Annotated in this window: 27 protein-coding genes and 3 pseudogenes; 25 read left to right on the plus strand and 5 right to left on the minus strand. The window is 66.5% G+C overall.

Translation table 11 applies throughout. The annotated features are described in order from the left end of the window. Window positions 1–7: 7 nt before the first annotated feature. The 7 genes and pseudogenes from hpaE to ACFJI0_RS25450 all read left to right on the plus strand — a co-directional run bounded on the left by hpaE (window position 8) and on the right by ACFJI0_RS25450 (window position 6761). Window positions 8–1486, plus strand: a pseudogene (hpaE, locus tag ACFJI0_RS25420) (5-carboxymethyl-2-hydroxymuconate semialdehyde dehydrogenase). 312 nt (window positions 1487–1798) lie between these two features. Further along, window positions 1799–2722, plus strand: coding sequence for a 3,4-dihydroxyphenylacetate 2,3-dioxygenase (gene hpaD, locus ACFJI0_RS25425; RefSeq protein WP_382322824.1), 924 nt, complete (start codon window positions 1799–1801; stop codon window positions 2720–2722). Window positions 2723–2733: 11 nt separating this feature from the next. Beyond that, window positions 2734–3180 (plus strand): 5-carboxymethyl-2-hydroxymuconate isomerase, encoded by a 447-nt coding sequence (locus ACFJI0_RS25430; protein ID WP_382322825.1) that lies wholly within the window; start codon window positions 2734–2736, stop codon window positions 3178–3180. 4 nt (window positions 3181–3184) lie between these two features. After that, window positions 3185–4012: a 2-oxo-hept-4-ene-1,7-dioate hydratase gene (hpaH, locus tag ACFJI0_RS25435; protein ID WP_382163182.1), complete on the plus strand. Its 828-nt coding sequence runs from the start codon at window positions 3185–3187 to the stop codon at window positions 4010–4012. 17 nt (window positions 4013–4029) lie between these two features. Further along, window positions 4030–4848: an aldolase/citrate lyase family protein gene (locus tag ACFJI0_RS25440; protein ID WP_382322826.1), complete on the plus strand. Its 819-nt coding sequence runs from the start codon at window positions 4030–4032 to the stop codon at window positions 4846–4848. A gap of 12 nt (window positions 4849–4860) precedes the next feature. Further along, window positions 4861–5749 (plus strand): annotated as a pseudogene (locus tag ACFJI0_RS25445) (class II aldolase/adducin family protein). Window positions 5750–5753: 4 nt separating this feature from the next. Then, the gene (locus ACFJI0_RS25450; protein WP_382322828.1) at window positions 5754–6761 is read left to right on the plus strand and encodes a 2-dehydropantoate 2-reductase; all 1008 of its coding nucleotides are present in this window, start codon (window positions 5754–5756) and stop codon (window positions 6759–6761) included. Here the strand turns inward: ACFJI0_RS25450 and ACFJI0_RS25455 are convergent. Genes ACFJI0_RS25455 through ACFJI0_RS25465 form a run of 3 tightly spaced genes read right to left on the minus strand, consistent with a single transcriptional unit; the run spans window position 6750 to window position 8648 of the window. Continuing rightward, a complete protein-coding gene (locus ACFJI0_RS25455) occupies window positions 6750–7370 on the minus strand; it encodes a MarC family protein (protein ID WP_382163174.1) in 621 nt (206 codons plus the stop codon). The genes ACFJI0_RS25450 and ACFJI0_RS25455 overlap by 12 nt on opposite strands. 29 nt (window positions 7371–7399) lie before the next feature. Further along, entirely contained in the window at window positions 7400–7897 is a 498-nt protein-coding gene (locus ACFJI0_RS25460; protein ID WP_382322830.1) for a MaoC family dehydratase, read from the minus strand. A 1-nt stretch (window position 7898) separates the two neighbouring features. Continuing rightward, window positions 7899–8648 (minus strand): SDR family oxidoreductase, encoded by a 750-nt coding sequence (locus ACFJI0_RS25465; protein ID WP_382325837.1) that lies wholly within the window; start codon window positions 8646–8648, stop codon window positions 7899–7901. Between the two features lie 96 nt (window positions 8649–8744). On the opposite strand from ACFJI0_RS25465, the gene ACFJI0_RS25470 reads away from it, so the two are divergent. The 4 genes from ACFJI0_RS25470 to ACFJI0_RS25485 are packed head-to-tail and all read left to right on the plus strand — an operon-like array spanning window position 8745 to window position 11624. Next, window positions 8745–9344 (plus strand): 2-hydroxychromene-2-carboxylate isomerase, encoded by a 600-nt coding sequence (locus ACFJI0_RS25470; RefSeq protein ID WP_382322831.1) that lies wholly within the window; start codon window positions 8745–8747, stop codon window positions 9342–9344. 30 nt (window positions 9345–9374) lie between these two features. Beyond that, window positions 9375–10058, plus strand: coding sequence for a dienelactone hydrolase family protein (locus tag ACFJI0_RS25475; protein ID WP_382322832.1), 684 nt, complete (start codon window positions 9375–9377; stop codon window positions 10056–10058). Between the two features lie 4 nt (window positions 10059–10062). Further along, window positions 10063–10968 (plus strand): amidohydrolase, encoded by a 906-nt coding sequence (locus tag ACFJI0_RS25480; protein ID WP_382322833.1) that lies wholly within the window; start codon window positions 10063–10065, stop codon window positions 10966–10968. Between the two features lie 5 nt (window positions 10969–10973). After that, window positions 10974–11624 carry a glutathione S-transferase family protein gene (locus tag ACFJI0_RS25485; protein ID WP_382322834.1) on the plus strand — a complete coding sequence of 217 codons (651 nt, stop codon included), beginning with the start codon at window positions 10974–10976 and terminating at the stop codon, window positions 11622–11624. Window positions 11625–11628: 4 nt separating this feature from the next. On the opposite strand, the gene ACFJI0_RS25490 is transcribed toward ACFJI0_RS25485, so the two are convergent. After that, complete coding sequence (locus ACFJI0_RS25490) at window positions 11629–12738, minus strand: magnesium transporter CorA family protein (protein ID WP_382322835.1); 1110 nt, start codon at window positions 12736–12738, stop codon at window positions 11629–11631. A gap of 20 nt (window positions 12739–12758) precedes the next feature. Next, window positions 12759–13760, minus strand: a complete 1002-nt coding sequence (hemB, locus tag ACFJI0_RS25495) for a porphobilinogen synthase (RefSeq protein WP_382322836.1) — start codon at window positions 13758–13760, stop codon at window positions 12759–12761. Between the two features lie 246 nt (window positions 13761–14006). On the opposite strand from hemB, the gene ACFJI0_RS25500 reads away from it, so the two are divergent. From ACFJI0_RS25500 to rplW, 14 genes and pseudogenes are all read left to right on the plus strand, one after another. Continuing rightward, window positions 14007–15131: a hypothetical protein gene (locus tag ACFJI0_RS25500; protein ID WP_382322837.1), complete on the plus strand. Its 1125-nt coding sequence runs from the start codon at window positions 14007–14009 to the stop codon at window positions 15129–15131. Between the two features lie 267 nt (window positions 15132–15398). Next, window positions 15399–15827 (plus strand): CopD family protein, encoded by a 429-nt coding sequence (locus tag ACFJI0_RS25505; RefSeq protein ID WP_382325839.1) that lies wholly within the window; start codon window positions 15399–15401, stop codon window positions 15825–15827. A 4-nt stretch (window positions 15828–15831) separates the two neighbouring features. Then, window positions 15832–16953, plus strand: coding sequence for a VanZ family protein (locus ACFJI0_RS25510; protein ID WP_382322838.1), 1122 nt, complete (start codon window positions 15832–15834; stop codon window positions 16951–16953). Further along, window positions 16950–17288: a ferredoxin gene (locus tag ACFJI0_RS25515; protein ID WP_382163155.1), complete on the plus strand. Its 339-nt coding sequence runs from the start codon at window positions 16950–16952 to the stop codon at window positions 17286–17288. The genes ACFJI0_RS25510 and ACFJI0_RS25515 overlap by 4 nt, the downstream gene beginning before the upstream one ends. Before the next feature lie 6 nt (window positions 17289–17294). Beyond that, window positions 17295–17918 carry an alpha/beta hydrolase gene (locus ACFJI0_RS25520; protein WP_382322839.1) on the plus strand — a complete coding sequence of 208 codons (624 nt, stop codon included), beginning with the start codon at window positions 17295–17297 and terminating at the stop codon, window positions 17916–17918. 94 nt (window positions 17919–18012) lie between these two features. Then, window positions 18013–19141 (plus strand): annotated as a pseudogene (locus tag ACFJI0_RS25525) (D-alanyl-D-alanine carboxypeptidase family protein). A gap of 132 nt (window positions 19142–19273) precedes the next feature. Further along, on the plus strand, window positions 19274–19651 hold the full coding sequence (rpsL, locus tag ACFJI0_RS25530) for a 30S ribosomal protein S12 (protein WP_068169701.1): 378 nt from the start codon (window positions 19274–19276) through the stop codon (window positions 19649–19651). A gap of 156 nt (window positions 19652–19807) precedes the next feature. Further along, a complete protein-coding gene (gene rpsG / locus ACFJI0_RS25535) occupies window positions 19808–20278 on the plus strand; it encodes a 30S ribosomal protein S7 (RefSeq protein WP_137918320.1) in 471 nt (156 codons plus the stop codon). A 91-nt stretch (window positions 20279–20369) separates the two neighbouring features. Beyond that, window positions 20370–22472: an elongation factor G gene (gene fusA, locus ACFJI0_RS25540; protein ID WP_291116159.1), complete on the plus strand. Its 2103-nt coding sequence runs from the start codon at window positions 20370–20372 to the stop codon at window positions 22470–22472. A gap of 150 nt (window positions 22473–22622) precedes the next feature. Continuing rightward, a complete protein-coding gene (tuf, locus tag ACFJI0_RS25545) occupies window positions 22623–23813 on the plus strand; it encodes an elongation factor Tu (protein ID WP_382162668.1) in 1191 nt (396 codons plus the stop codon). Between the two features lie 9 nt (window positions 23814–23822). Beyond that, window positions 23823–24137 (plus strand): 30S ribosomal protein S10, encoded by a 315-nt coding sequence (rpsJ, locus tag ACFJI0_RS25550; protein ID WP_056266806.1) that lies wholly within the window; start codon window positions 23823–23825, stop codon window positions 24135–24137. Window positions 24138–24336: 199 nt separating this feature from the next. Beyond that, the gene (rplC, locus tag ACFJI0_RS25555) at window positions 24337–25011 is read left to right on the plus strand and encodes a 50S ribosomal protein L3 (protein ID WP_137918338.1); all 675 of its coding nucleotides are present in this window, start codon (window positions 24337–24339) and stop codon (window positions 25009–25011) included. Beyond that, entirely contained in the window at window positions 25011–25631 is a 621-nt protein-coding gene (rplD, locus tag ACFJI0_RS25560; protein WP_291114572.1) for a 50S ribosomal protein L4, read from the plus strand. The genes rplC and rplD overlap by 1 nt, the downstream gene beginning before the upstream one ends. Next, a complete protein-coding gene (rplW, locus tag ACFJI0_RS25565; protein WP_068174618.1) occupies window positions 25628–25942 on the plus strand; it encodes a 50S ribosomal protein L23 in 315 nt (104 codons plus the stop codon). Before rplD ends, rplW begins: the two co-directional genes overlap by 4 nt. Window positions 25943–25944 lie beyond the last annotated feature (2 nt).

Here is a 25944-nt window from a genome sequence, read left to right on the forward strand (position 1 = left end):
CCGCAGCATGACGACGACGATCCAGCACCTCATCAACGGCAAGGCCGCTGCGCCAGCGCCGCGAGCTTCGAGACCCTCAACCCCGCCACGCAGGACGTGCTGGCCGAGGTCAGCGCGGGCGGCGCGGCGGAAATCAACGCCGCCGTGCAGGCCGCGAAGGACGCGTTCCCGAAATGGGCTGGCCTGCCGGCCACCGAGCGCGCGAAGCTCATGCGCAAGCTGGGCGAGCTGATCGCGGCGAACGTGCCCGAGATCGCGCAGACCGAAACCAACGACTGTGGCCAGGTGATCGCGCAGACCGGCAAGCAGCTGGTGCCGCGCTCGGCCGACAACTTCCACTACTTCGCCGAGATGTGCACGCGGGTGGATTGCCAGCACCTACCCCACGCCCACGCACCTGAACTACACGCTGTTCCACCCGGTGGGCGTGTGCGCGCTCATCAGCCCGTGGAACGTGCCCTTCATGACCTCGACCTGGAAGGTCGCGCCCTGCCTGGCGTTCGGCAACACGGCGGTGCTGAAGATGAGCGAGCTGTCGCCCCTGACGGCCGCGCGCCTGGGCGAGCTGGCGCTGGAGGCGGGCATTCCGGCGGGTGTGCTCAACGTGGTGCATGGTTACGGCAAGGACGCGGGCGAGCCGCTGTGCGCGCACCCGGACGTGCGCGCGATCTCCTTCACCGGCTCCACGGCCACGGGCAACCGCATCGTGCAGAGCGCGGGCTTGAAGAAGTTCAGCATGGAGCTGGGCGGCAAGAGCCCGTTCGTGATCTTCGACGACGCGGACCTGGACCGTGCGCTGGACGCGGCGGTGTTCATGATCTTCAGCAACAACGGCGAGCGCTGCACGGCGGGCAGCCGCATCCTGGTGCAGCAGAGCATCTACGCCGACTTCGTGGCGAAGTTCGTGGAGCGCGCCAAGCGCATCACGGTGGGCGATCCGCTGGACGAGAAGACCATCGTGGGCCCGATGATCAGCCAGGCGCACCTGGCCAAGGTGCGCAGCTACATCGAGCTGGGCCCGAAGGAGGGCGCCACGATGTTGTGCGGCGGCTTGGACCGGCCGTCGTACGCGCCGGAGCTGTCCTCGCGCGCTGCGCAGGGCAACTACGTGTGGCCGACGGTGTTCGCGGACGTGGACAACCGCATGCGCATCGCGCAGGAGGAAATCTTCGGCCCGGTGGCATGCCTGATTCCGTTCCGCGACGAGGCGCATGCGATCGAGCTGGCGAACGACATCCAGTACGGTCTTTCGAGCTATGTGTGGACGGAGAACCTGGGGCGTGCGCACCGGGTGGCGGCGGCCGTGGAGGCGGGCATGTGTTTCGTCAACTCGCAGAACGTGCGGGATCTGCGCCAGCCGTTTGGTGGCACCAAGGCGAGCGGCACGGGGCGCGAAGGGGGTACCTGGAGTTATGAGGTGTTCCTGGAGCCCAAGAACGTCGCTGTGTCTCTCGGGTCGCATCACATTCCCCACTGGGGTGTCTGAAATGCTTTCGCTCCAACGGGTGGGCGGGATCGAACGAGCAGGGCGCTCTGCTCCGCGGGTGTCCCCCGACGGCTGGTGCCGTCTCCTCCTTTACCCCGCTGCGCAGAACGCCCTGCCCGCCCGATCCGAAACGGCGCTGGCACACAAGCTCCGTCGAGCGCGCGGTCCGCAGTGGGTTTGCCAGTGGGGGTGGCCGCCGCAGCGAAGTAAAGGGGGAGGGCTGGGCGCAGCCCAGACCGGAGGACATGAGCGGAGGCGGCCACCCCCACTGGCAAACCCACGGAGCATCTACAAAAAGCCAGAGGACCGATCATGGGCAAACTAGCACTCGTCGCAAAGATCACCCACGTCCCGTCGATGTACCTGAGCGAACTCGACGGCCCGAGAAAGGGCACGAGGCAGGACGCCATCGACGGCCACGTGGAAATCAGCCGCCGCTGCCGCGAACTCGGTGTCGACACCATCGTCGTCTTCGACACCCACTGGCTCGTCAACGCCAGCTACCACCTCAACTGCGCGCCCCACTTCCAGGGCACCTACACCAGCAACGAGCTGCCCCACTTCATCAGCAACATGCCGTTCGAGATCCCGGGCAACCCCGAACTCGGCCAGCTGCTCGCCAAGGTGTGCAACCAGCACGGCGTCGAAACCCTGGCCCACGACGCCACCACCCTCGGCCCCGAATACGGCACCCTCGTGCCCATGCGCTACATGAACGCCGACCAGCACTTCAAGGCCGTCTCGGTCTCGGCGCTGTGCCAGTCGCACTACCTCAACGACAGCGCGCGCCTCGGCTGGGCCATGCGCAAGGCCGTCGAAGACCACTACGACGGCACCGTCGCCTTCTTCGCCAGCGGCTCCCTCAGCCACCGCTTCGCGCAGAACGGCCTTGCGCCCGACTTCGCCTTCAAGATCTGGACCCCCTTCCTCGAAACGCTCGACCGCCGCGTCGTCGAGATGTGGGAGCAGGGCGAGTGGAAAGCCTTCTGCGAAATGCTGCCCGAGTACGCCGCCAAGGGCCACGGCGAAGGCTTCATGCACGACACCGCCATGATGCTCGGCGCCCTCGGCTGGAGCGACTACGACGGCCAGGCCGAGGTCATCACCCCGTACTTCGGCGCCTCCGGCACCGGCCAGATCAACGCCGTCTTCCCCGTCACGCCGCAGACCGGCGCGGCCATCCCCGCCGCACAGGCCTCGTCGGCCAAGGGATACCAGGCCGTCTCCCGACTCTGAGAACGCCACCCATGCCGCACCTCGTCATCCTCTACACCCCCAACCTCGACAAGCCCGCCAGAGAAGGCGGTACCGACATGGGCGCGCTCTGCCGCGAGCTGTGCGACGCCATGCTCGCGGTGCGCGACGAGGCCGACAAGCAGGTCTTCCCCACCGGTGGCACGCGCGTGCTGGCCTACCCGGCGGCGCACAGCGCCATCTCGGACGGCGGCGCGGCCGGCATCGCCGCCGGCCTGGGGGGCGACTACGCCTTCGTCTACATGAACGTGCGCATGGCCCAGGGCCGCAGCGCCGTCACCCACCAGCGCGTGGGCGAGGCGCTGCAGGCCGTGGTGAAGGCGCACTTCGCCGTGCAGCTCGCCACGCGCGCCATCGGCATCACCGTGCAAGTGGACGAGGGCCACGAGGTGTTCGACGCCAAGACCAGTTCCCTGCACCCGCTGTTCAACCGGAGCTGACCCCATGCTCGACGACACCCTCATCCAGCGGCTCGCGGCCGAGCTCGACGCTTCGGAACGCAGCCGCGTGCCGCTGGAGCACTTCTCCAAACGCTTTCCCGGCATGACGGTCGACGACGGCTACCGCGTCGGCCGTGCCTGGGTGGGCCTGCAGGTGGCCGCCGGCAAGCAGGTGATCGGCCACAAGATCGGCCTCACCAGCCGCGCCATGCAGATCTCCAGCCAGATCGACGAGCCCGACTACGGCACCCTGCTCGACAGCATGCGCTTCACCGCCTCGGCGGGCGAGGTGCTGCAGATCCCGACGTCGCGCTTCATCGCGCCGCGCGTGGAGGTGGAGCTCGCCTTCGTGCTCAAGTCGCCTCTGCAGGGCAAGGACGTGACGGTGGAAGACGTGCTCGCGGCCACCGAGTACGTGACGCCCGCCATCGAGATCATCGATGCGCGCATCGAGCAGTTCGACCGCCACACCAAGGTGATGCGCAAGGTGTTCGACACCATCAGCGACAACGCGGCCAACGCCGGCATCGTGATCGGCGAGGGCGATCTGCGTTACCGCGCCGACCCGTTCACCCTCGACCTGCCCTGGTGCGGCGCCATCCTGCGGCAGAACGGCGTGGTGGAAGAAACCGGCTTGGCCGCCGGGGTGCAAGGCCACCCGGCGGTCGGCATCGCCTGGCTGGCGCACAAGCTCGCGCCCTGGGGCGAATCGCTTCAGCCTGGCCAGATCGTGCTGGCCGGTTCGTTCACCCGGCCGGTTGCCGCCCGCCAGGGCGACCTGTTCGAGGCCGACTACGGCCCGCTCGGCAGTCTTCGGTTCCAGTTCGTCTGAGTTTCTCTCCCCACCCCATGCAAACCCCCGTCAACCCCTTCAAACAGGCGCTCGCCGAGCGCCGCGCGCAAATCGGCTTCTGGCTCGGCCTGCGCAACCCCTACAGCGCGGAAATCTGCGCCGGTGCCGGCTTCGACTGGCTGCTGATCGACGGCGAGCACTCGCCCAACGGCCTGCAGGACCTGCTGTCGCAGGCCCAGGCCATCGCCGCCTACCCGGGCGCGCACGCCATCGCGCGCGTGCCCGTGGGCGATGCGGCGATCATCAAGCAGTACCTCGACGTCGGCCTGCAGACCCTGCTGGTGCCCATGGTGGACACGCCCGAGCAGGCGGCCCAACTGGTGCGCGCCTGCCGCTACCCGCAGAACGACGGCCAGGGCGGCGTTCGCGGCATGGCCGGCGCCCGGGCCTCGCGCTGGGGCCGTTACCCGAACTACGCGAAAGAGGCCAACGCCCAGGTCTGCCTGCTGGTGCAGGCGGAGACGCGCGAGGCCCTGCAGCAGCTTGATGCCATCGCGGCCACGCCCGGCGTGGACGGCGTCTTCATCGGTCCGGCCGACCTTTCCGCCTCGCTCGGCCACGTGGGCGACCCGGGCCACCCCGAGGTGCAGGTCGCGATCGAGGACGCTATCGCGCGCATCCTGCGCGCCGGCAAGGCGCCCGGCATCCTGACCACCGACGAGGCCCAGGCGCGCCACTACCTCGCCTTGGGCGCGGTGTTCGTGGCCGTGGGGCTGGACACCCAGATCCTCGCGCGCCAGACCAGCGCCCTGGCCGCGCGCTTCAAGACCGATGCGCCCGCCGTGCCTGCCCAGGCCAAGGGCAGTGTGTACTAGGAGACCACCCCCATGAACGCCGCCCTGCCCACCACCACCGCCACGCCCGCCGGCATGCACCCGGACGAATGGGCCGCGCGCGTCGAGCTCGCCGCCTGCTACCGCGTCTTCGCCATGCTGGGCTGGACCGAGATGATCTACAACCACATCACGCTGCGCCTACCCGCCAGCGTGACGGGGGAGGAAGAAGGCCGACCCGCCGCCGGGCCGCCCCAAGGCGGGGCAGCCCCCTCGGGGGGCAGCGAACCACGCGAAGCGGGGAGCGTGGGGGCCTGTGGAAAGCAGTTCTTGATCAACCCCTTCGGCCTGCACTACAGCGAGGTCACGGCGCGCAACCTGGTGAAGATCAACCTGCAGGGCGACGTGCTCGACGGTTCGCCGCACCCGGTCAACCCGGCCGGTTTCACGGTGCATGCCGCCATCCACGACGGCCTGCCCGGTGCGCACTGCGTGATGCACACCCACACCACCGCCGGCGTGGCCGTCGCCTGCCTGAAGGACGGCCTGCAGCAGACCAACTTCTACACCGCGCAGCTGCACGGCATGGTGGCGTACCACACCTTCGAAGGCATCACCATCCACGCGGACGAAGCGCCGCGCCTGCTCAAAAGCATTGGTGACCGCCCGGCCGTGATCCTGCGCAACCACGGCCTGCTGGCCTGGGGCGCCACCCTGCCGCAGACCTTCGCCATCCTCTGGACGCTGCAGCGCGCCTGCGAAATCCAGATGGCGCACGTTCTCGATGGGCGGCGCGCAGGCGGCCCTGCCGGTGCCCGAGGCCATTGCGGAAAAATGCACGCGCGACGCGCTGCAGTTCAACCCCCACCACGGCGCCGGCCGTGACGTGTTCGACGCGCTGGTCCGGCAGGTGAACCGCCTGGACCGCAGCTACCTGGAGTGAGCCCTTGACCTCTTCCCCTGACTTTCAGCGCGTGGCGATCGTCGGCGCGGGCGCCATCGGCGGCTGGCTCGGCGTGCGGCTCTCGCACACCGGTTGCATCGTGAGCGCGCTCGCGCGCGGCGAGACGCTCGCGGCCCTGCAGCGCGATGGCCTGCAGCTGCACCAGGACGGCCAGCTGCAGGGCGCGCCGGTGCAGGCCGCCGCCAGCGCCGTGACCCTGGGCGTGCAGGACCTCGTGATCGTGGCCGTGAAGGCCCCTTCGCTGCCCGACCTCGCGCGCGGCATCGCGCCGCTGATCGGCCGCCACACCGTGGTGCTCACCGCCATGAACGGCGTGCCCTGGTGGTTCTTCAACGGCTTTGGCGGCGAGCGTGCCGGCACGCGCCTGAAAACGGTGGACCCCGAGGGGGAGATCGAGCGTTGCATCCCGGCGCGCCACGTCATCGGCGGCGTGGTGCACGCGAGCTGCTCGGTGGACGCGCCCGGCGTGATCCGCCACCACTTCGGCAACGGCCTCATTCTTGGCGAGCCTTCGGGCGAGTCCAGCGAGCGGGTGGCGGCCCTGGCCGAGCTGCTGCGGCGCGCCGGGCTCAACGCCACGGTGTCGCCGCAGATCCAGAAAGACGTCTGGTACAAGCTCTGGGGCAACATGACGGTGAACCCCGTGAGCGCACTCACCGGCGCCACCACCGACCGCATCCTGGGTGACCCACTGGTGCGCGACTTCATCAGCCGCGTCATGCTCGAGGCCAAGGACATCGGGGCGCGCATCGGCATCCCGATCGACCAGCAGCCCGAAGACCGCCACGCGGTCACGCTCAAGCTCGGCGCGTTCAAGACCTCGATGCTGCAGGACGTGCAGGCGCACAAGCCGGTGGAACTCGACGCCCTGGTGACCGTGGTGCGCGAACTCGGCCAGCTCACCGGCGTGCCCACGCCGTTCACCGACGCGCTGCTGGGCCTCTCGCGCCTGCAGGCGCAGACGCTGAACCTCTACCCCTCAGCCCAGTAACGCTGGGAACAGCTTCACCAGGCCGGTCGCCATCACCTCGACCGACAGCGCGGCCAGGATCAGGCCCATCAGCCGCGTCATCACGTTGATGCCGGTCTGGCCCAGGAAGCGCGCGATCGGCTCGGCCAAGGTGAAGCAGATGGCCGTGGCCAGGGCGATCACCACGCCGTAACCCACCAGCGCGGCGTGCTGGAAGAAGGTCTTGGCCTGGTCGGCGTAGATCACCACGGTGGACATGGTGGCCGGCCCGGTGAGCAGCGGGATGGTCAGCGGCACCACCGCGATGGAGGTGCGCGCCGAGGTGTCGCTCAGTTCCTGGTCGGTGGCCTTGGCCTCCGCCGGCCGCGCGTTGAGCATGGACAGTGCCGAGGTCAGCAGCAGCATGCCGCCGCCGACCTGGAAGCTCGCGAGCGAGATGCTGAAGAACTCCAGGATCTGCAGGCCGATGACGGCGCAGGTGGCGATCACCGCGAAGGCGCTGAAGGCCGAGATCATCACCGTGCGCTGCCGCTGCTGGCGCGAGAAGCCCTGCGTGTAGTGGATGAAGAAGGGCACGATCGCCAGCGGGTTGACGATCGCCAGCAGGGTGATGAGTGGCTTGAAATCCATGCCCAGGATTGTGGGGCATGGCCGCCTGATCAGGCGGCCGGCTGGCCAGGCTCGCGTCGCCGGAACATGCCGTAGCCCTCCATGTAGAGCACCTTGTCGCCGTGCTGGTTGAACATCTCCCAGGTGGTGCGCACCAGGCCCACGTCCAGGCGCTTGCTCATGGGGCGTTTTTCCAGGATCGTGTGCTGCAACCGCAGCGTGTCGCCCGGGAACACCGGCTTGAGCCACTTCACGCTCTCCAGGCCGGGCGAGCCCAGGCTGGAGCTTTCGTTGAGGAAGTTGGTCACCATCAGCCGCATCGCCATGGCGCAGGTGTGCCAGCCGCTGGCGCTGAGCGCGCCGAACACCGAGGCTTTGGCGGCCTCGGCGTCGAGGTGGAAGGGTTGCGGGTCGAACTGGCGCGCGAAGGCCACCGTCTCCTCTTCGGTCGGCGTGATGGTGCCCAGGTCGCGTGTCTCGCCGACCTGCAGGTCTTCCCACCAGTACTTGATGTGCGAGGTGTCGGGGGTGTTTGTGGTCGTGGTCATGTCAGCGTCCTCCAGAGACGTCCATCAGGGTCATGGTGGTGTAGCTCGCGGCGTCGGACAGCAGCCAGACGATGGCCTGCGCCACTTCGTCGGCCCGGCCGCCGCGCTGCATGGGCACCAGGTGTTTCAGGTCACGCACCCGGTCGGGCAGGCCGCCCGAGGCGTGGATCCCGGTCTCGATCAGCCCCGGGCGCACCGCGTTGACGCGCACGCCCTCGCTGGCGACTTCCCGCGCCAGGCCGATGGTGAAGGCGTCGATCGCGCCCTTGGCCGCCGCGTAGTCCACGTACTGGCCGGCCGAGCCCAGGCGCGAGGCCGCGCTGGAGAGGTTCACGATGGACCCGCCTTCGCCGCCGTGTTTTGTGCTCATGCGGCGCACCGCCTCGCGCGCGCACAGCATCGAGCCGATCACGTTGATGTCGAACATGCGGCGCCAGCGCGCCACGCTCATCTCGTCCACGCGGGCCGTCACGTCGACCACGCCCGCGTTGTTCACCAGGCCGTGCAGGCGGCCGAGCTTGGCGTCGATCTTCGCGAACATCGCGAGCACCTGCTCTTCGTCCGCCACATCGGCCTGCACGCTCATGGCCGTGCCGCCCTCGGCGCGGATCGCGCGCACCACCTCGTCGGCCGAGAGCGAGTTCGCGGTGTAGTTCACCGCCACCGCCCAGCCCTGCCGCGCGGCCAGCCCGGCGGTGGCCGCGCCGATGCCGCGCCCGCCCCCGGTGACCAGCAGCGCCCGGCCTGTCATCTCAGCCATAACCCGTCTCCTGCAGAATGTGGTGGCATCGCGTACAACACGGGCTCGCCACCGAGCTTGCCATTACAACAGCGACAGGAGACCGACATGCGTCGCACAGTCGACTATTACTTCGTCCCGCAAAGCCCCTGGGCCTACCTGGGCCACGCGCGTTTTGCGGCCTTGCTGCGCGAGACCGGCACGGCCGTGCGCGTGCGGCCCATGGACCTGGGCAAGATCTTCCCGCTGTCCGGCGGGCTGCCCCTGCAGAAGCGCGCGCCGCAGCGCCAGGCCTACCGCCTGCTCGAGCTGCGCCGCTTCAGCGAGGCGCTGGACATCCCGCTCCACCCCGAGCCCCGCTTCTTTCCCGTGGCGGGCGACCCCGCCGCGCGGCTGATCACCGCCGTGGCCCAGCACGACGGCGACGAGGCCGCGATGCGCCTGACCGGCGCGGTGCTGGCCGCCGTCTGGGCACAGCAGCGCGACATCGCCGACGACGCCACGCTGGCGGCCCTGCTGGCCGAGACCGGTCTGGATGCCGCGCGGCTGGCGCAATCCCGGCAGCCCGAGGTGCAGGCGCGCTACGACGGGCACACGCAGGCCGCCATCGACCTCAGCGTGTTCGGCGCGCCCAGCTACGTCATCGACGGTGAACTGTTCTGGGGCCAGGACCGCCTCGACTTCGTGGCGCGCCGGCTGCGCGCCTGACTTTTTCAACCCGACAACAGGAGAAACACCATGGGTCAGACGATCGAACTCACCTCCGCCGACGGCTTCAAATGCCCGGCCTACGTGGCCCAGCCCAGCGGCAAGGCCAAGGGCGGCCTGGTGCTGCTGCAGGAAATCTTCGGCTTGAACTCGCACATCCGCTCGGTGGCCGACGGCTACGCGGCCGATGGGTACTTCGTGGTCGCGCCGCACACCTTCCACCGCGCCAAGCCCGGTGTGGAACTCGGCTACACCGAGGCCGACATGAAGGCCGGCATGGAGCTCAAGGCCGCCGTGGAAGGCCTGCCGGCGCCGGGCGTGATGCCCGACATCCAGGCCGCGATCCAGCACGCGGCGCAGGCCGGCAAGGTCGGCATCCTCGGCTACTGCTGGGGTGGCCTGCTCACCTGGCGTTCGGCCAGCGCGCTGCAGGGACTGTCCGCCGCCGCGCCGTACTACGGTGGCGGCATGACGGTGGGCGCGGAGCTCGAGCGCCGGCCCACCGTGCCGGTGATGGTGCATTTCGGCGCGCAGGACCACTGGATTCCGCTCGACACGGTGGAGGCCTTCAAGAAGGCCCAGCCCGGCGTGACGGTGCACGTGTACGACGCCAACCACGGCTTCAACTGCGACCAGCGCGGCTCGTACAACGAGGCGGCGGCCAAGCTGGCGCGCGAGCGCACGCTGGCTTTCTTCGCGCAACACCTGGGCTGACACCGTGTGGCGCGCCGCGGCATCGCTGGGGCTGCTGATCGGGGCCTGCGCGGGCGTGGCGGCCGCCGACTACAGCGGCCCGCTGTTCGACGCGCACCTGCACTACAACAACGAAGCCTGCACGCACGACACACCGGCCCCGGGCTGCCCGCACCCCATGGCCGATGTGCTCGACCGCATGCAGCGCAACGGGGTGCGCGCCATCGTCGCCAACTCGCGGCCCAACGACGGCACCAAGGCGCTGGCCAGCGCGCGCGAGCAGACGCGCAAGGCCGGTGTCGCGGTCGTGCCCTTCGTGCGCCTGTACCGCGACCGCGCCGACTACAACAACTGGTTCCGCGACCCCACCATCGTCGAAATGGTCAACGCCGAACTCCAGCGCGGCACGCCCGCCGGGCCCTACCGCGGCCTGGGCGAATTCCACCTGTACGACAGCGCCAACGCCAATGGCCCGGTGGCGAAACAGCTCATGGCCCTGGCCGAAGAGAAGGACCTTGCCATCCTCGCGCACGTGGACGATGCGGCGATCGACTTGCTGATGGCCAACACGCCTTCCAAGGGCCGCAGGTCGCTCCTGATCTGGGCCCACACCGGCATCGGTGGCACGCCGGTGGCGCGGGTGGACGAACTCTTCGCGCGTTACCCGCGCCTGGTGGGCGAGCTGTCGTACCGCCCCGGCCTGACCTGCGCCGACGGCCAGCTCTGTCCCGAATGGCGCGCGCTGCTGCTCAAGTACCCGGACCGTTTCCTGATCGGCTCGGACACCTGGATCAACCAGCGCTGGTTGTACTACGACGAGCTCATGAAGGGCTACCGCACCTGGCTGGGCGGGCTGCCGGCCGACGTGGCGCGGCGCATCGCCTGGGACAATGGCGCGAAGCTCTTTGGCGTGCCCCCACCCACCCCTTGAATCCCATGATCCAACTGCACTTCGCCCCCAGCAGCGCCGCCATGGTGCCGCACATCCTGCTCGAAGAAATCGGCGTGCCCTACGAGCGCGTGCTGGTCGACAAACAGAACGGTGGGCACAAGACGCCGGCCTACCTCGCGCTCAACCCGAACGGCCTGATCCCGGTGCTGGTCGACGGTGATCTGGTGCTGTATGAAACGGCCGCGATCTGCCTGCACCTGAGCGACACTCACCCGAAGGCCGCGTTGATGCCACCCATGGACACGCGCGACCGTGCCCATGCCTACAAGTGGCTCATGTGGCTGACCAACACGCTGCAGGCCACGCTCATCGTCTACTTCTACCCCGAGCGCTGGGCCGATACCGGGCACACCGAGGTCGCCGCGGAAGTGCAGCGCAACGCCCAGGCCCGCGTGGGGCCGCTGCTCAACCAGCTGGATGCCGAAATCGAACGCCGTGGCGGTCCATGGTTCATGGGCGAGCAGTTCACGCTGCTCGATGCCTACGTGTTCACGCTGTGCCGCTGGACGCGCAACTTCCCCAGCGCGCCGGCGCGGGACCGTCAGCACCTGGGCCCGTACCTGCAGCGCATGCTGGCAAGGCCATCGGTGCAGCGGGTGCTGGCCAATGAGGGCCTGGCGCCGCCTTACGTGTGAGGCTTCAGCGGCTTGTGCGCACCAGGTAGCGCTTGCGCCAGAACAGCACGCCGAGCACCACGGCGGTCAGTGCCATGGAGCCGATGGCCCACCAGAAGCCGGTCTGCTGGTGCAGCAGCGGGATGAACTGGAAGTTCATGCCGAAGATGCCCGCGATCAGGTTCAGCGGCAGGAAGATGGCGGTCAGTGCGGTGAGCGTGCGCATGATGTCGTTGGTGCGGTTGCTCTGCGCCGAGAAGTGCATCTGCACCGCGGTTTCCGCGTTCTGCTCCAGCCGGCGCACGTGGTGCACCACGCGCTCGATGTGCTCGAGCACATCGCGCGAACGCACCTTGAGCAGCTCCAGCCCGCGTTGCCCGCCGATCGCGTCGGTCGGCTCCCAGGTGGCGAGGTTCTCGTTCCAGTCCTGGATGGCGGAACGCTGGTCCTCGCAGATCTCGTCGAGCTGGTGCAGCGAGATGCGCGCGTCCAGCAGCGAGCCCCAGTTGCTGAAGCGGGCCTTGGGCATCAGCAGTTCGGTCTGCCAGTGGTCGAGCTGGCGCGTGAGCTCGCGGCGCAGCGCGAGGTAGCCGTCGACCATCTGGTTGACGATGCGCAGCATCAGGTCGGCCGGGCTGGGCGGCAGGTGCACGCCGGCCGCGCGCGAAGCGGCGGTGGCGGCCGAGAGCAGCCGCGTGGCGTACTGTTCCAGCGCCTGGCAGCCGACGGGGTGCACCGTGAGCAGCACGCGGTCGAACACCGCGAAGCCCACCGGGCTGGTGTCGATGCGCCGCAGCACGGGCGGGCCGCCGCGTTTGACGGACTGGGTGAGCACCTCGCCGGGGTGGGCGAGGTCGGTCTCGCTGTGGCCGGCGGCCAGCCGGCGGAACACCAGGATGTCGTACTGCGAGGTGTAGTCGTAGTGCGAGGGCAGCTGGTTGTTCAGCAGGTCGGCGATGTGCAGGTCCACCAGGGTCATGCCGCACAGCACCTGCAGGGTGGACTGCACCGCGCCCTGTTCCAGCTCGAACTCGCGCCGCCCGCAGGCGATCCAGATGTAGCCTTTCTCCGGCAACACCATGGGCAGGGCGCCGGATTCGTTCACCGAGCCGGGCAGGACGTGGAAGATGCGCATGGTGGGGTGGGTGCCTGGTGTCAGCCGCGCAGCAGGCGCGCCGCGTCGCGCGCGAAGTAGGTGAGCACGCCGTCGGCGCCCGCGCGCTTGAAGGCCAGCAGGCTTTCCATCATCACCGCGTCGTGGTCCAGCCAGCCGTTGAGGGCGGCGGCCTTGAGCATGGCGTACTCGCCGCTGACCTGGTAGGCGAAGGTCGGCACGCCGAACTCGTCCTTGACCCGGCGCACGATGTCCAGGTAGGGCATGCCGGGTTTGACCATCACCATGTCGGCGCCTTCGGCCAGGTCCAGCGCCACCTCGCGCAGGGCTTCGTTGGAGTTGCCCGGGTCCATCTGGTAAACCTTCTTGTCGGCTTTGCCCAGGTTGGTGGCGGAGCCGACCGCGTCGCGGAAAGGGCCGTAGAAGGCGCTGGCGTACTTGGCGCTGTAGGCCATGATGCGCGTGTGCACCAGGCCGTTGGCCTCGAGCGCGGTGCGGATGGCGCCGATGCGCCCGTCCATCATGTCGCTGGGGGCGACCATGTCCACGCCCGCCTGCGCCTGCGTCAGGGCCTGCTTCACCAGGATCTCCACCGTGGGGTCGTTCAGGATGTAGTTGTGCTCGTCGAGCACGCCGTCCTGTCCGTGGCTGGTGTAGGGGTCCAGCGCCACGTCGGTCATCACACCGAGCTGCGGGAAGCGCTTCTTCAGCTCACGCACCACGCGCGGCACCAGCCCGTCCGGATTCAGGGCCTCCTGGCCGTCCGGCGTCTTGAGCGACTGGTCGATCACCGGGAACAGCGCCATGGCCGGGATGCCCAGCGCCACGCAGTCCTCGGCCACTGGCAGCAGCAGGTCCAGGCTCAGGCGCTCCACGCCCGGCATCGAGGTCACGGCTTCGCGCCTGTTCTGGCCGTCCAGCACGAACACCGGGTAGATCAGGTCGGCCGGGCTGAGGCGGTGCTCACGCACCAGGTCGCGGGAAAAGGCATCCCGGCGCAGGCGGCGGGGGCGGCTGTGGGGGTAGGGGGCGGGGGCGTGCATGCGCGTATTGTGGCAAACGCCCCTTTTCGCCGTGTTAAGGCCGCCGCGACGCGGCTTGCCCGGCTGAACTGGGAAAGTTGACAGGGGGCTGGGCGCCCGAAAATGCGCCGCAGGTGTGGTGAACTCCACGGTAAGAAGAAAATACTGGTCTCCGAGTGCTCACCATCCGGCGTGTCAGCCGCTATTCTTCAGTCAACACATCTTGTTACTGATCCGCGGGAGACCCTGCGCACCACCAGTCCGCCCATGTTGACCACCAAAAAGCCCTCTTCGCACAGCTTTGCCAACACCAAGCCCAGCGCCAGTGAGCCCGAGTCGTGGTCGCTGGACGAGCATTGGCCGACCCTGTTGTCCGGCTTGGCCGATCAGGTCACGGAAGGGGTGAGTGCACTGCAGAACACCATCGATCTCCTGCTGAGCAAGGGCACCATCAGCCGGCAGGAGCACCGGGCGCTGAGCATCCCGGCCGAGCGCATCAAGCAGTCCGGCGTCAGCGCGCAGCAGATCCACCGCTTCTATGGCGGGCGCATCCGGCAATCGCATGAAAAGGTGGGCATGGCCGACCTGGTGGAAGGCGTGCTGCAGGAGCGCAAGAAGGAATTTGCCGTGCTGGGCATCGAGATGCGGCGCAAGCTCAAGCCGGTCGAGGTGCTGGTGGACCCGACCGTGGCCCACACCTTCGTCAACGCCGTGCTCGACTGGGGGCTGCCGTTCGGCAGTCGCATGGACGTTCGCATGGACACCAATGCCTGGCCGCGGCACGCCCGGTTGCAGTTGCGCGTCTCCAACGACGGCGCACCCCCATCGAGCCACGCGTCGGCGGACAGCCTGAGCTGGCTGCTGGTGCGCCAGATCGCGCTCGCGGCCGGCGGCATCGAAATCGACCGCCAGGTCACCGACGATGGCGTGAACTTCACCGCCCTGTTCAGCCGCACGGTGCAGGCGGTGGACGGCATCTCGGCCGTGGACCTCTCAGACGACCATTCCTCGATGTTCAAATCGCTGTCCGGCGTGTATGTGCTGACCATCTCGCCCACGTTGCAGATCCGCGCCGATGTGCGCGACGCCTTGCGCGAGATCGGCATCGGTTCGGACAGCGTGGTCGACTTCCGGCAGGCGCGCGAGGCGATCCTCTCCCGCATGCCCAACCTCATCGTCGTGGATGCCGGGATCAAGGACGAAGGCTTCGATCAGTTCCGCCGCGAACTGCTGCGCGAAGTGTTGGAGTTCCCCTTCGTCGAGATCTCGCCGGACGACAGCTCGTTCGACATGTCGGGCTTTGGTGAGTTCTCCATGGCCAAGGTGGGGCGGGGTAACATCCGCGAAGCCCTGGGCACGGCGGTGATGTTTGAACTCGCCAAAATGATGTGACCTGTTCCGCCTACAACAAAAAATCGAACAGAACAATGTCAGAACTGACAGGTCCTCTTGGTTTCCGCCCCTTCTTGGTGTAATATTTCTGTCGAGCTTGCCGAAAGGTCGGCTCCCCGCTTTTCCTCCCTGAGCGGGTGCCTTAGTGTGTGACAGCAAAAAGGCTTCCTGACCCGGCCCGAAAGGCCGGGTTTTTTTTGCCCTGTCAATTCTGGCGATTTGCCCGCCTCGACCCGTTCCCTGAAGCCCCGGGGCTACACTGCCCGGATGCTCTGGGTCAAGTCCTTCCACATCGTTTTCGTGGCCAGCTGGTTTGCCGGCTTGTTCTACCTGCCGCGCATCTTCGTGAACCTGGCGATGGTGCCTCCCGAGAGCGTCGCGGAGCGTGAGCGCCTGCTTCTGATGGCGCGCAAGCTGATGCGTTTCACCACCATTCTGGCGGTGCCGGCCCTGGCCCTGGGGCTGTGGCTCTGGCTGGGCTACGGCATTGGCCGGGGGGCGGGCAACGGCTGGATGCACGCCAAGCTTGCCGCGGTCGTCCTCATCCTGGGCTATCACCATGCCTGCGGCCTGCTGTTGCGCCGGTTCGTGAAAGGTACCCAGCGGCGCAGCCACGTCTGGTACCGCTGGTTCAACGAAGTGCCTGTGATCCTGCTGGTGGCCGTGGTGGTGCTGGTGGTGGTCAAGCCCTTCTGACGCTTTGAAAACCCGCTCCTCCGCCTGGCCGCTGGCACTGTTGTTTGCTGGTGTGGTGGTGTACGCCAGCCTGTACCCCTTCACGGGATGGCGCGTGCAGGGCGTGTCGCCGTTGGCCTTCCTGTGGGCGCCGCTGCCGCAGTACTGGACCGGTTTTGATGTGGCCTCCAACCTGCTGGGCTATGCCCCCCTGGGTTTTTTGTTGAGCCTGGCGATGCTGCGATCGGGCTGGGGGCGGTGGTCCTGGTGGTTGGCGTTCGGGGTGTCGGCCTTGTTGTCCCTGGCGGTGGAGACTCTGCAGAATTACCTGCCGATGCGGGTGCCGTCCAATGTCGACTTCGTGCTCAACAGCGCTGGCGCGGCCCTCGGCGCCGCCTGTGCCTGGGGCTTGGAGCGCCTGGGGGTGCTGCGCCACTGGAGCCAGTTTCGCGCCAACTGGTTCGAGCCCTCGGCCCACGGCAGCCTGGTGCTGCTGGCGCTCTGGCCGTTTGCGCTGCTCTACCCGCTGTCGGTGCCGTTTGGTCTGGGTCAGGTCTGGGATCGGCTGGAGGCTGGCCTGGTGCTCTTGCTGGAGGACACCCCTTTTCTGACCTGGGTGCCCGTGCGCCTGGAAGCTCCCGACCCGCTCAGCCCGCTGGCCGAGGCCTTTTGCATTTCGCTGTGCTTGCTGTCGCCTTTGCTGATGGGGTTTGCCGAAATGCGATCGGTGCTGCGCCGGGTCTTCTTCCTGCTGATGTTCTTTCTGGCCGCGGCGGGCGCGGCGGGCCTGTCGGCCGCCCTCACCTATGGGCCATCCCATGCCTGGGCGTGGGTCAGTCCGCAGGCCACCATGGGCCTGGTCATGGCGGTGCTGCTGGGCCTGGCGATGCTGGGGCTCCCGCGCCGGTTGTGCAACGTGGTGATGCTGCTGACCCTGGCGGTGTCGCTGACGCTCCTCAACCTCGCGCCCGACAGCCCCTACTTCGCGCAGTCGCTGGAAGTCTGGGAGCAGGGGCGCTTCATCCGTTTCCACGGAATTTCGCAGTGGCTGGGCTGGCTGTGGCCCTTCGCCGCCCTGATCTTCGGCCTGCGCGTGGTCGCGCGTGCACCGCTGGCCTCGGAGCGGACCACTAAAATTCCGCCATGAGCGAAAACAAGTCCTACTACGAGCGGCACATCTTCTTCTGCCTCAATCAGCGAGAAGGCGGCGAAGCCTCGTGCGCCCAGCACCGGGCGCAGGCCGCATTCGATCGCTGCAAGTCGCAGGCCAAGGCGCTGGGCCTGTCGGGCGCGGGCAAGGTGCGCGTCAACAAGGCAGGATGCCTGGACCGCTGTGCCGGCGGCCCGATCGCCGTCGTGTACCCGGAGGCGGTCTGGTACAGCTACGTGGATGAGCACGACATCGATGAAATCGTGCAATCGCACCTGCGCGACGGTGTGGTGGTGCAACGCCTGCTGACGCCACCGGACGTGGGGCGCTGAGGCGCGATGAACGCACAAACCGAGTTTCTGTCGATCGTTGGCCCCGCGGGCCAGCTGGAGCTGGCGATCGACCGCCCCACGGAAGCGGCGCGAGGCACCGCCGTGATTGCCCACCCCCATCCCTTGCACGGTGGCACGCTGACCAACAAGGTGGTCCAGACCCTGGCGCGGGCCTGCGTGCAAGCCGGCTGGACCGCGGTGCGCTTCAACTTTCGCGGAGTCGGCCAGAGCGAGGGTGTCTACGACGAAGGGCGCGGCGAGCTCGACGATCTGATGGCGGTGATCGAGGCGCAGGCGCCAAGCGGCCCGCTGTGCCTGGCCGGCTTTTCGTTCGGCTCTTTCGTGACCAGCCATGCCGCCGCCCGGCTGCACGACTCGCGGGACATTCAGCACCTGGTGCTGATCGGGACCGCGGCCAGCCGTTTCGAGGTGGCGCCGGTGGCGGCGGAACTTCATGCCCGCACGCTGGTCGTTCATGGCGAGCAGGACGACACGGTGCCCTTGTCGTCCGTCATGGACTGGGCCCGCCCCCAATCGCTGCCGGTGCTGGTGGTGCCCGGTGGCGGCCATTTCTTCCACGGCCAGCTCCCGTTGTTGCGGGATCTGGTGCTGCGTCACCTGCGGGCCTGACCGCTCGCGGGTTCTCTTGTTTTCCCCTTTGAAGGACCGGATTTTGTTGCGTCGTCTCTTTTCCCGTTTTCTGTTGTGCCTGTCCCTCGGTGTGATGGTGCCCGCGCTGGCGCAGATGCCCGCCCCGCCCGAGGTGGCCGCGCGCGCCTACCTGCTGCTGGACGCGACCTCCGGCCAAGTGCTCGCCTCCAAGGACCCGGACCAGGCGGTCGAGCCCGCGTCGCTGACCAAGCTCATGACTGCCTACCTGGTGTTTGACGCGCTCAAGGCCGGCAAGATCAGCCTCACCCAGACCTTTGGCGTGAGCGAGCGCGCCTGGAAGATGCCCGGATCGCGCATGTTCATCGACCCCAAGATGCAGGTGCCGGTGGAGGATCTGATCAAGGGCATGATCGTGCAGTCGGGCAACGACGCGACGGTGGCGCTCGCCGAGGGCGTGGCCGGGTCGGTCGAACGCTTCGTGCAGCTCATGAACGAACAGGCCAAGGCCCTGGGCATGGCGTCCACCACCTACCGCAACGTGGAAGGCCTCACCGAAGCCGGTCATACCACCACCGCGCGCGACTTGCGCAACGCTGGCCACGCGCCTGATGGCCGACTTCCCCCAGTACGTGCCGTACTACGCCATCCAGCGCTACCGCTACCCGGGCACGCCCGCCGCCAACGACACCAACCGCAACCTGCTGCTGTTCCGCGACCCGAGCGTGGACGGCCTGAAAACCGGGCACACCAACGCGGCCGGCTATTGCCTGGTCGCCACCGCGCGCCGGCAGGTGCCAGGCCTGGGTGAGGGTGCCCAAGGGCAGCGGCGCCTGATCAGCGTGCTGCTGGGTGCATCCAGCGAAAACGCCCGCGCCGCCGAAAGCCAGAAACTGCTCAACTGGGGCTACACCGCGTTCGACGCCGTGCGCCTGATCCCCGTTGGTCAGCCGGTGGCGACGCCCCGCATCTGGAAGGGCAAGGCCGATCAGGTCCGCCTGGGCCGGGCCGAAGGCGTGGTTGTGTCGGTGCCCGCGGGCGAGGGCGCCAAGCTCAAGTCCGAGGTGGTCCGCCCCGATCCGCTGGTGGCGCCCCTGATGAAAGGGCAGTCCGTCGGCACGCTGCGCGTGACCACCGCCAGCGGCGCCACGGTGGCTGAAATCCCGTTGACCGTGCTCGAGACGGTCGAGGAAAGCGGCATCTTCGGCCGCGCGTGGGACGCGATCCGCCTCTGGATCCAGTGACGCTTCGAGCTCCACGGCCCTTCCGAGGGCTCGCATTGTCAGAAAATCGGCCACGTGCTACAGTAGAGGGCTTTTCGGAATCTTCCGAGGAGTTTTCGTTTTCGCTTTTTTCAAACGTTTAGGGACGTTTTAATGCCAACCATCAATCAACTCGTGCGCCACGGCCGGGAGGTCGAAAAGACCAAATCCAAGAGCCCGGCCATGGAAAACTCTCCGCAGCGTCGCGGTGTGTGCACCCGTGTGTACACCACGACCCCCAAGAAGCCCAACTCCGCTCTGCGCAAGGTTGCCAAGGTGCGCCTGACCAACGGTTTTGAGGTGATCTCCTACATCGGCGGTGAAGGCCACAACCTCCAGGAACACAGCGTCGTGCTGGTCCGTGGCGGTCGTGTCAAGGACTTGCCCGGTGTGCGTTACCACATCGTGCGCGGTTCGCTCGATCTGCAAGGCGTGAAAGATCGCAAGCAGTCGCGCTCCAAGTACGGTGCCAAGCGCCCCAAGAAGGCCTGATCGTTCGAAATTTCCGGTGTTTGTTCCGCCTGGCAGGTGGTTCAAGCGCAGTGGCCCACAACACGGAATGGTCCGTGCGGGTCGAGTAAGTGAGAGTTTTGCATGACTCTCGCGGCCCCTGAAAAGGTGCCAACTGAAGCAATATGAGGTGAAAAAATGCCACGTCGTCGCGAAGTCCCTAAACGTGAAATCCTGCCGGATCCCAAGTTCGGCAATGTCGAGCTCTCCAAGTTCATGAACGTGATCATGGAAGGCGGCAAGAAGGCAGTCGCCGAGCGCATCATTTACGGTGCGCTGGAGCAGATCGAGAAGAAGAGCGGCAAAGATCCGGTCGAAATCTTCTCGGTCGCCATCAACAACGTCAAGCCCATGGTGGAAGTGAAGTCCCGCCGCGTGGGCGGTGCCAACTACCAGGTGCCGGTCGAAGTCCGGCCCGTGCGTCGTCTGGCCCTGTCCATGCGCTGGATCAAAGAGGCTGCCCGCAAGCGCAGCGAGAAGTCCATGGCCCTGCGCCTGGCGAACGAGCTGATCGAGGCCACCGAAGGCCGTGGCGGCGCCATGAAGCGGCGTGATGAAGTGCACCGCATGGCCGAAGCCAACAAGGCCTTCAGCCACTTCCGCTTCTGATCCGGGCTGCCGTCCAGTAGAGCATCCAGAACCGAGAGCCCGCATTCCCTGAATCAGGGGAGCGGGCTCGTCCCCTTTTCGGAGTATTTCCATGTCCCGCACCACGCCCCTTGAGCGTTATCGCAACATCGGTATTTCCGCGCACATCGATGCCGGCAAGACCACCACCACCGAACGCATCCTGTTCTACACCGGTGTGAACCACAAGATCGGCGAAGTTCACGATGGCGCCGCCACCATGGACTGGATGGAGCAGGAGCAGGAGCGTGGCATCACGATCACCTCGGCTGCCACCACCTGCTTCTGGAAGGGCATGGACCTGTCCTACCCCGAGCACCGCTTCAACATCATCGACACCCCCGGCCACGTGGACTTCACCATCGAGGTGGAGCGTTCCATGCGCGTGCTGGACGGCGCCTGCATGGTGTACTGCGCCGTGGGCGGCGTGCAGCCGCAGTCGGAAACTGTTTGGCGTCAGGCCAACAAGTACAAGGTGCCCCGCCTCGCGTTCGTCAACAAGATGGACCGCACCGGCGCCAACTTCTTCAAGGTCTATGACCAGATGCGTCTGCGCCTGAAGGCCAACCCTGTGCCGATCGTGATCCCGATCGGCGCCGAAGACAACTTCAAGGGCGTGGTCGACCTCATCAAGATGAAGGCGATCATCTGGGACGAGGCGTCCCAAGGCATGAAGTTCGAGTTCCAGGACATCCCGGCCGAACTGCAGGCGCAAGCCGAAGAATGGCGCGAGAAGATGATCGAGGCCGCCGCCGAATCCAGCGAAGAGCTGATGAACAAGTACCTTGAGGAAGGCAACCTGACGGAAGCCGAGATCAAGCAAGGCATCCGTGCGCGCACGCTGGCCACCGAAATCCAGCCGATGCTGTGCGGCACCGCGTTCAAGAATAAGGGCGTGCAGCGCATGCTCGACGCCGTGATCGACTTCCTGCCCTCGCCAGTGGACATTCCTCCCGTGGGCGGCACCGATGACAACGAGGAGCCCACCTCGCGCAAGGCGTCCGACGACGAGAAGCTGTCCGCCCTGGCGTTCAAGCTGATGACCGACCCGTACGTGGGCCAGCTCACGTTCGTGCGCGTGTACTCCGGCGTGCTCAAGAAGGGCGACTCGGTCTACAACCCGGTCAAGGGCAAGAAGGAGCGCATCGGTCGTATCGTGCAGATGCACGCGAACAACCGCCTGGAAGTGGAAGAAATCCGCGCCGGCGACATCGCTGCCTGCGTGGGCCTCAAGGACGTGACGACGGGTGAGACCCTGTGCGATCCGGACGCCATCATCATGCTCGAGCGCATGGTCTTCCCCGAGCCCGTGATTGCGCAGGCCGTGGAACCCAAGACCAAGGCCGACCAGGAAAAGATGGGCATTGCGCTGCAACGCCTGGCTTCCGAAGATCCTTCGTTCCGCGTCAAGACCGACGAAGAGTCCGGCCAGACCATCATCTCTGGCATGGGCGAGTTGCACCTGGAAATCATTGTCGACCGCATGAAGCGCGAGTTCGGCGTGGAAGCCAACGTCGGCAAGCCCCAGGTGGCTTACCGCGAAACCATCCGCAAGAGCGTGGACGAAGCCGAAGGCAAGTTCGTGCGCCAGTCGGGCGGTAAGGGTCAGTACGGCCACGTGGTGTTCAAGATCGAACCCAACGAAGCCGGCAAGGGCTTCGAATTCGTGGACGCCATCAAGGGCGGCGTGGTGCCGCGCGAGTACATCCCGGCGGTGGAAAAGGGCGTGATCGAGGCGCTCAACGCCGGTGTGCTGGCGGGCTTCCCCGTCGTGGACGTCAAGGTCACGCTGCACTTCGGTTCGTACCACGACGTGGACTCGTCCGAAATGGCGTTCAAGATGGCCGCCATCTTCGGCTTCAAGGAAGGTTGCAAGAAGGCCAGCCCGGTCATCCTGGAACCCATGATGGCCGTGGAAGTGGAAACGCCTGAAGACTACGCCGGCAACGTGATGGGCGATCTGTCCAGCCGTCGCGGCATGGTGCAGGGCATGGAAGACATGGTGGGCGGCGGCAAGGCCATCAAGGCCGAAGTGCCCCTGTCCGAAATGTTCGGCTACTCGACCACGCTGCGCTCGATGTCGCAAGGCCGTGCCACGTACACGATGGAGTTCAAGCATTACTCCGAAGCGCCGCGCAACGTGTCCGAAGCCATCGTGGCTGCACGCGCGAAGTAAATACCTTGGGGGTGGGGCGCTTTCGGGCGCGCTGTCCCCAATTGATCAGCCGGTCTGCGACCATGCGCCGCCCTGTTCCCGTGCGGGGCGATCCAGCAGTGTGGTGCAGACCTTAAACCGTGACACGGGTTTGTTCTTTAGGAATTGAAAATGGCAAAAGAGAAATTTGAGCGGACCAAGCCGCACGTGAACGTGGGCACGATTGGTCACGTGGACCATGGCAAGACGACGCTGACGGCGGCGATCACGACGGTGCTGGCGGCCAAGTTCGGCGGCGCGGCCAAGGCCTACGACCAGATCGATGCGGCACCGGAAGAGAAGGCGCGCGGCATCACGATCAACACCGCGCACGTGGAATACGAGACGGCCAACCGCCACTACGCCCACGTGGACTGCCCCGGCCACGCCGACTACGTCAAGAACATGATCACCGGTGCCGCCCAGATGGACGGCGCCATTCTGGTGTGCTCGGCCGCTGACGGCCCGATGCCCCAGACCCGCGAGCACATCCTGCTGGCGCGCCAGGTGGGCGTGCCTTACATCATCGTGTTCCTGAACAAGTGCGACATGGTCGACGACGCCGAGCTGCTCGAGCTGGTCGAGATGGAAGTGCGCGAGCTGCTGGACAAGTACGACTTCCCGGGCGACGCCACCCCCATCATCCACGGCTCGGCCAAGCTCGCCCTGGAAGGCGACAAGGGCAAGCTGGGCGAAGAAGCCATCATGAAGCTGGCTGACGCGCTGGACACCTACATCCCCACGCCCGAGCGCGCGGTGGACGGTGCCTTCCTGATGCCGGTGGAAGACGTGTTCTCCATCTCGGGCCGCGGCACCGTGGTGACGGGCCGTATCGAGCGCGGCATCATCAAGGTCGGCGAAGAAATCGAGATCGTGGGCATCTCCGCCACGCAGAAGACGACCTGCACGGGCGTGGAGATGTTCCGCAAGCTGCTGGACCAGGGCCAGGCGGGCGACAACGTGGGTATCCTGCTGCGCGGCACCAAGCGCGAAGACGTGCAGCGCGGCCAGGTGCTGTGCAAGCCCGGCTCGATCAAGCCGCACACGCACTTCACGGGTGAGGTGTACGTGCTGTCCAAGGACGAAGGTGGCCGTCACACGCCGTTCTTCAACAACTACCGTCCGCAGTTCTATTTCCGCACGACCGACGTGACCGGCTCGATCGAGCTGCCCGAAGGCAAGGAAATGGTGATGCCGGGTGACAACGTGTCGATCACGGTCAAGCTGATCGCCCCGATCGCCATGGAAGAAGGCCTGCGCTTTGCCATCCGCGAAGGCGGCCGCACCGTCGGCGCCGGCGTCGTCGCAAAAATCATCGCGTAAGGAGCGGGTATGTCCACCAAACAAAAAATCCGCATCCGCCTCAAGGCCTTCGACTACAAGCTGATCGACAGCTCGGCCGCCGAGATCGTTGACACCGCCAAGCGCACCGGCGCGATCGTCAAGGGCCCCGTGCCCCTGCCGACCCGCATGAAGCGCTTCGACATCCTGCGCTCGCCGCACGTCAACAAGACCAGCCGCGACCAGCTCGAAATCCGCACCCACCAGCGTCTGATGGACATCGTGGACCCGACCGACAAGACGGTCGACGCCCTGATGAAGCTCGACCTGCCGGCTGGTGTGGACGTCGAAATCAAGCTGCAGTAAGTTTCTCGCTTGAGCACCGTCGGGCCAGTCGCCCGGCGGTGCTTGCAGAGAAAAAGCCCGCCGGTTATACTGGCGGGCTTTCCGGCTTCTGGTCGGAGATTTCGTGGTGCCGTTTGATCCTGAATCATCGGCCCTTAGCGCGGAGCCTCGGTTCCGCACCATCAGCCCCGGCCAATTGAAGTCGGGAACGGAGAAAACAATGAGTCTTAGCAACTCCCTCGGGTTGTTGGGTCGCAAGGTGGGCATGATGCGTCTGTTCACCGATGACGGGGACGCAGTGCCTGTCACGGTGGTCGATGTGTCGAACAACCGTGTGACGCAGGTCAAAACCCTGGCCCATGACGGCTACGACGCGCTGCAGGTCACCTTTGGTGCCCGCCGTGCCTCCCGCGTGACCAAGCCCGAAGCGGGCCACCTGGCCAAGGCCGGTGTCGAAGCGGGTGAAATCATCCAGGAATTCCGCGTCGCCTCCGACGTCGCTGCCCAGTACCAGCCCGGTGCCGTGGTGGCCCCCAATGCGATCTTCGCGGCGGGTCAGAAGGTGGACGTGCAAGGCACCTCGATCGGTAAAGGCTTCGCCGGCACCATCAAGCGCCACAACTTCAGCTCGCAGCGCGCCTCGCACGGCAACAGCCGTTCGCACAACGTGCCGGGCTCCATCTCCATGGCCCAGGATCCGGGTCGCGTGTTCCCCGGCAAGAAGATGACCGGGCACATGGGCGATGTGACCAAGACCATCCAGAACCTCGACATCGTGCGCGTGGACGAAACCCGTCAACTGCTCATGATCCGCGGCGCCGTTCCCGGCTCCAACGGCGGTTTCGTGACCGTGCGTCCCGCCATCAAGGCCAAATCCGGCAAGGGAGCAAACTGATGCAAGTTGAACTCCTGAACGACCAGGGTCAAGCCTCGTCCAACGTGGACGTGCCCGAGACCGTGTTTGGTCGCGACTACAACGAAGCCCTGATCCACCAGCTCGTGGTGGCTTATCAGGCGAACGCCCGTCAAGGTACGCGTGCACAAAAAGACCGCCAGATGGTCAAGCACTCGACCAAGAAGCCGTTCAAGCAGAAGGGCACCGGCCGCGCACGCGCCGGTATGACGTCTTCGCCGCTGTGGCGCGGGGGCGGTCGCATTTTCCCGAACAGCCCTGACGAAAACTTCACCCAGAAGCTCAACAAGAAGATGTACCGCGCCGGCATGGCGTCCATCTTCTCGCAGCTCGTGCGTGAAGGCCGTCTGGCCGTGGTCGATTCCCTGAAAGTGGACTCGCCCAAGACCAAGCAGCTGGCCGACAAATTCAAAGCCATGAACCTGCAATCGGTGCTGGTGATCGCCGAGGAAGTCGACGAGAACCTGTACCTGGCTTCGCGCAACCTGCCCAACGTGCTGGTGGTCGAGCCGCGTTACGCCGATCCGCTGTCGCTGGTGCATTACAAGAAGGTCATCGTCACCAAGGCGGCGATCGACCAGCTCAAGGAGATGTTCGCATGAGCGTCACGAAATACGACGAAGGTCGCCTGATGCAGGTCCTCGTGGCACCGATCGTGTCCGAGAAGGCCACCCAGGTTGCCGAGCAAACCAACGCCGTGATGTTCAAGGTGTTGCGTGATGCCTCCAAGCCCGAGATCAAGGCGGCCGTTGAACTGATGTTCAAGGTCCAGGTCAAGGGCGTTTCCGTGCTCAACCAGAAGGGCAAGTCCAAGCGCTTTGGCAAGACCGTCGGTCGTCGCGACCACGTTCGCAAGGCCTATGTGACGCTGATGCCCGGTCAAGAGCTGAACTTCGGCGGAGAGGGCGTTTAATC

It is taken from the genome of Hydrogenophaga sp. UC242_53, from assembly GCF_042696965.1.
GTDB lineage: Bacteria > Pseudomonadota > Gammaproteobacteria > Burkholderiales > Burkholderiaceae_C > Hydrogenophaga.

Bases quoted from the DNA above. Each gene is read 5' to 3' on its own strand.
- hpaD (WP_382322824.1), top strand. From the start codon at position 1,799: ATGGGCAAACTAGCACTCGTCGCAAAGATCACCCACGTCCCGTCGATG.
- ACFJI0_RS25430 (WP_382322825.1), top strand. From the start codon at position 2,734: ATGCCGCACCTCGTCATCCTCTACACCCCCAACCTCGACAAGCCCGCC.
- hpaH (WP_382163182.1), top strand. From the start codon at position 3,185: ATGCTCGACGACACCCTCATCCAGCGGCTCGCGGCCGAGCTCGACGCT.
- ACFJI0_RS25440 (WP_382322826.1), top strand. From the start codon at position 4,030: ATGCAAACCCCCGTCAACCCCTTCAAACAGGCGCTCGCCGAGCGCCGC.
- ACFJI0_RS25455 (WP_382163174.1), bottom strand. From the start codon at position 7,370: ATGGATTTCAAGCCACTCATCACCCTGCTGGCGATCGTCAACCCGCTG.
- ACFJI0_RS25460 (WP_382322830.1), bottom strand. From the start codon at position 7,897: ATGACCACGACCACAAACACCCCCGACACCTCGCACATCAAGTACTGG.
- ACFJI0_RS25465 (WP_382325837.1), bottom strand. From the start codon at position 8,648: ATGACAGGCCGGGCGCTGCTGGTCACCGGGGGCGGGCGCGGCATCGGC.
- ACFJI0_RS25470 (WP_382322831.1), top strand. From the start codon at position 8,745: ATGCGTCGCACAGTCGACTATTACTTCGTCCCGCAAAGCCCCTGGGCC.
- ACFJI0_RS25475 (WP_382322832.1), top strand. From the start codon at position 9,375: ATGGGTCAGACGATCGAACTCACCTCCGCCGACGGCTTCAAATGCCCG.
- ACFJI0_RS25485 (WP_382322834.1), top strand. From the start codon at position 10,974: ATGATCCAACTGCACTTCGCCCCCAGCAGCGCCGCCATGGTGCCGCAC.
- ACFJI0_RS25490 (WP_382322835.1), bottom strand. From the start codon at position 12,738: ATGCGCATCTTCCACGTCCTGCCCGGCTCGGTGAACGAATCCGGCGCC.
- hemB (WP_382322836.1), bottom strand. From the start codon at position 13,760: ATGCACGCCCCCGCCCCCTACCCCCACAGCCGCCCCCGCCGCCTGCGC.
- ACFJI0_RS25500 (WP_382322837.1), top strand. From the start codon at position 14,007: ATGTTGACCACCAAAAAGCCCTCTTCGCACAGCTTTGCCAACACCAAG.
- ACFJI0_RS25505 (WP_382325839.1), top strand. From the start codon at position 15,399: ATGCTCTGGGTCAAGTCCTTCCACATCGTTTTCGTGGCCAGCTGGTTT.
- ACFJI0_RS25515 (WP_382163155.1), top strand. From the start codon at position 16,950: ATGAGCGAAAACAAGTCCTACTACGAGCGGCACATCTTCTTCTGCCTC.
- ACFJI0_RS25520 (WP_382322839.1), top strand. From the start codon at position 17,295: ATGAACGCACAAACCGAGTTTCTGTCGATCGTTGGCCCCGCGGGCCAG.
- rpsL (WP_068169701.1), top strand. From the start codon at position 19,274: ATGCCAACCATCAATCAACTCGTGCGCCACGGCCGGGAGGTCGAAAAG.
- rpsG (WP_137918320.1), top strand. From the start codon at position 19,808: ATGCCACGTCGTCGCGAAGTCCCTAAACGTGAAATCCTGCCGGATCCC.
- fusA (WP_291116159.1), top strand. From the start codon at position 20,370: ATGTCCCGCACCACGCCCCTTGAGCGTTATCGCAACATCGGTATTTCC.
- tuf (WP_382162668.1), top strand. From the start codon at position 22,623: ATGGCAAAAGAGAAATTTGAGCGGACCAAGCCGCACGTGAACGTGGGC.
- rpsJ (WP_056266806.1), top strand. From the start codon at position 23,823: ATGTCCACCAAACAAAAAATCCGCATCCGCCTCAAGGCCTTCGACTAC.
- rplC (WP_137918338.1), top strand. From the start codon at position 24,337: ATGAGTCTTAGCAACTCCCTCGGGTTGTTGGGTCGCAAGGTGGGCATG.
- rplD (WP_291114572.1), top strand. From the start codon at position 25,011: ATGCAAGTTGAACTCCTGAACGACCAGGGTCAAGCCTCGTCCAACGTG.
- rplW (WP_068174618.1), top strand. From the start codon at position 25,628: ATGAGCGTCACGAAATACGACGAAGGTCGCCTGATGCAGGTCCTCGTG.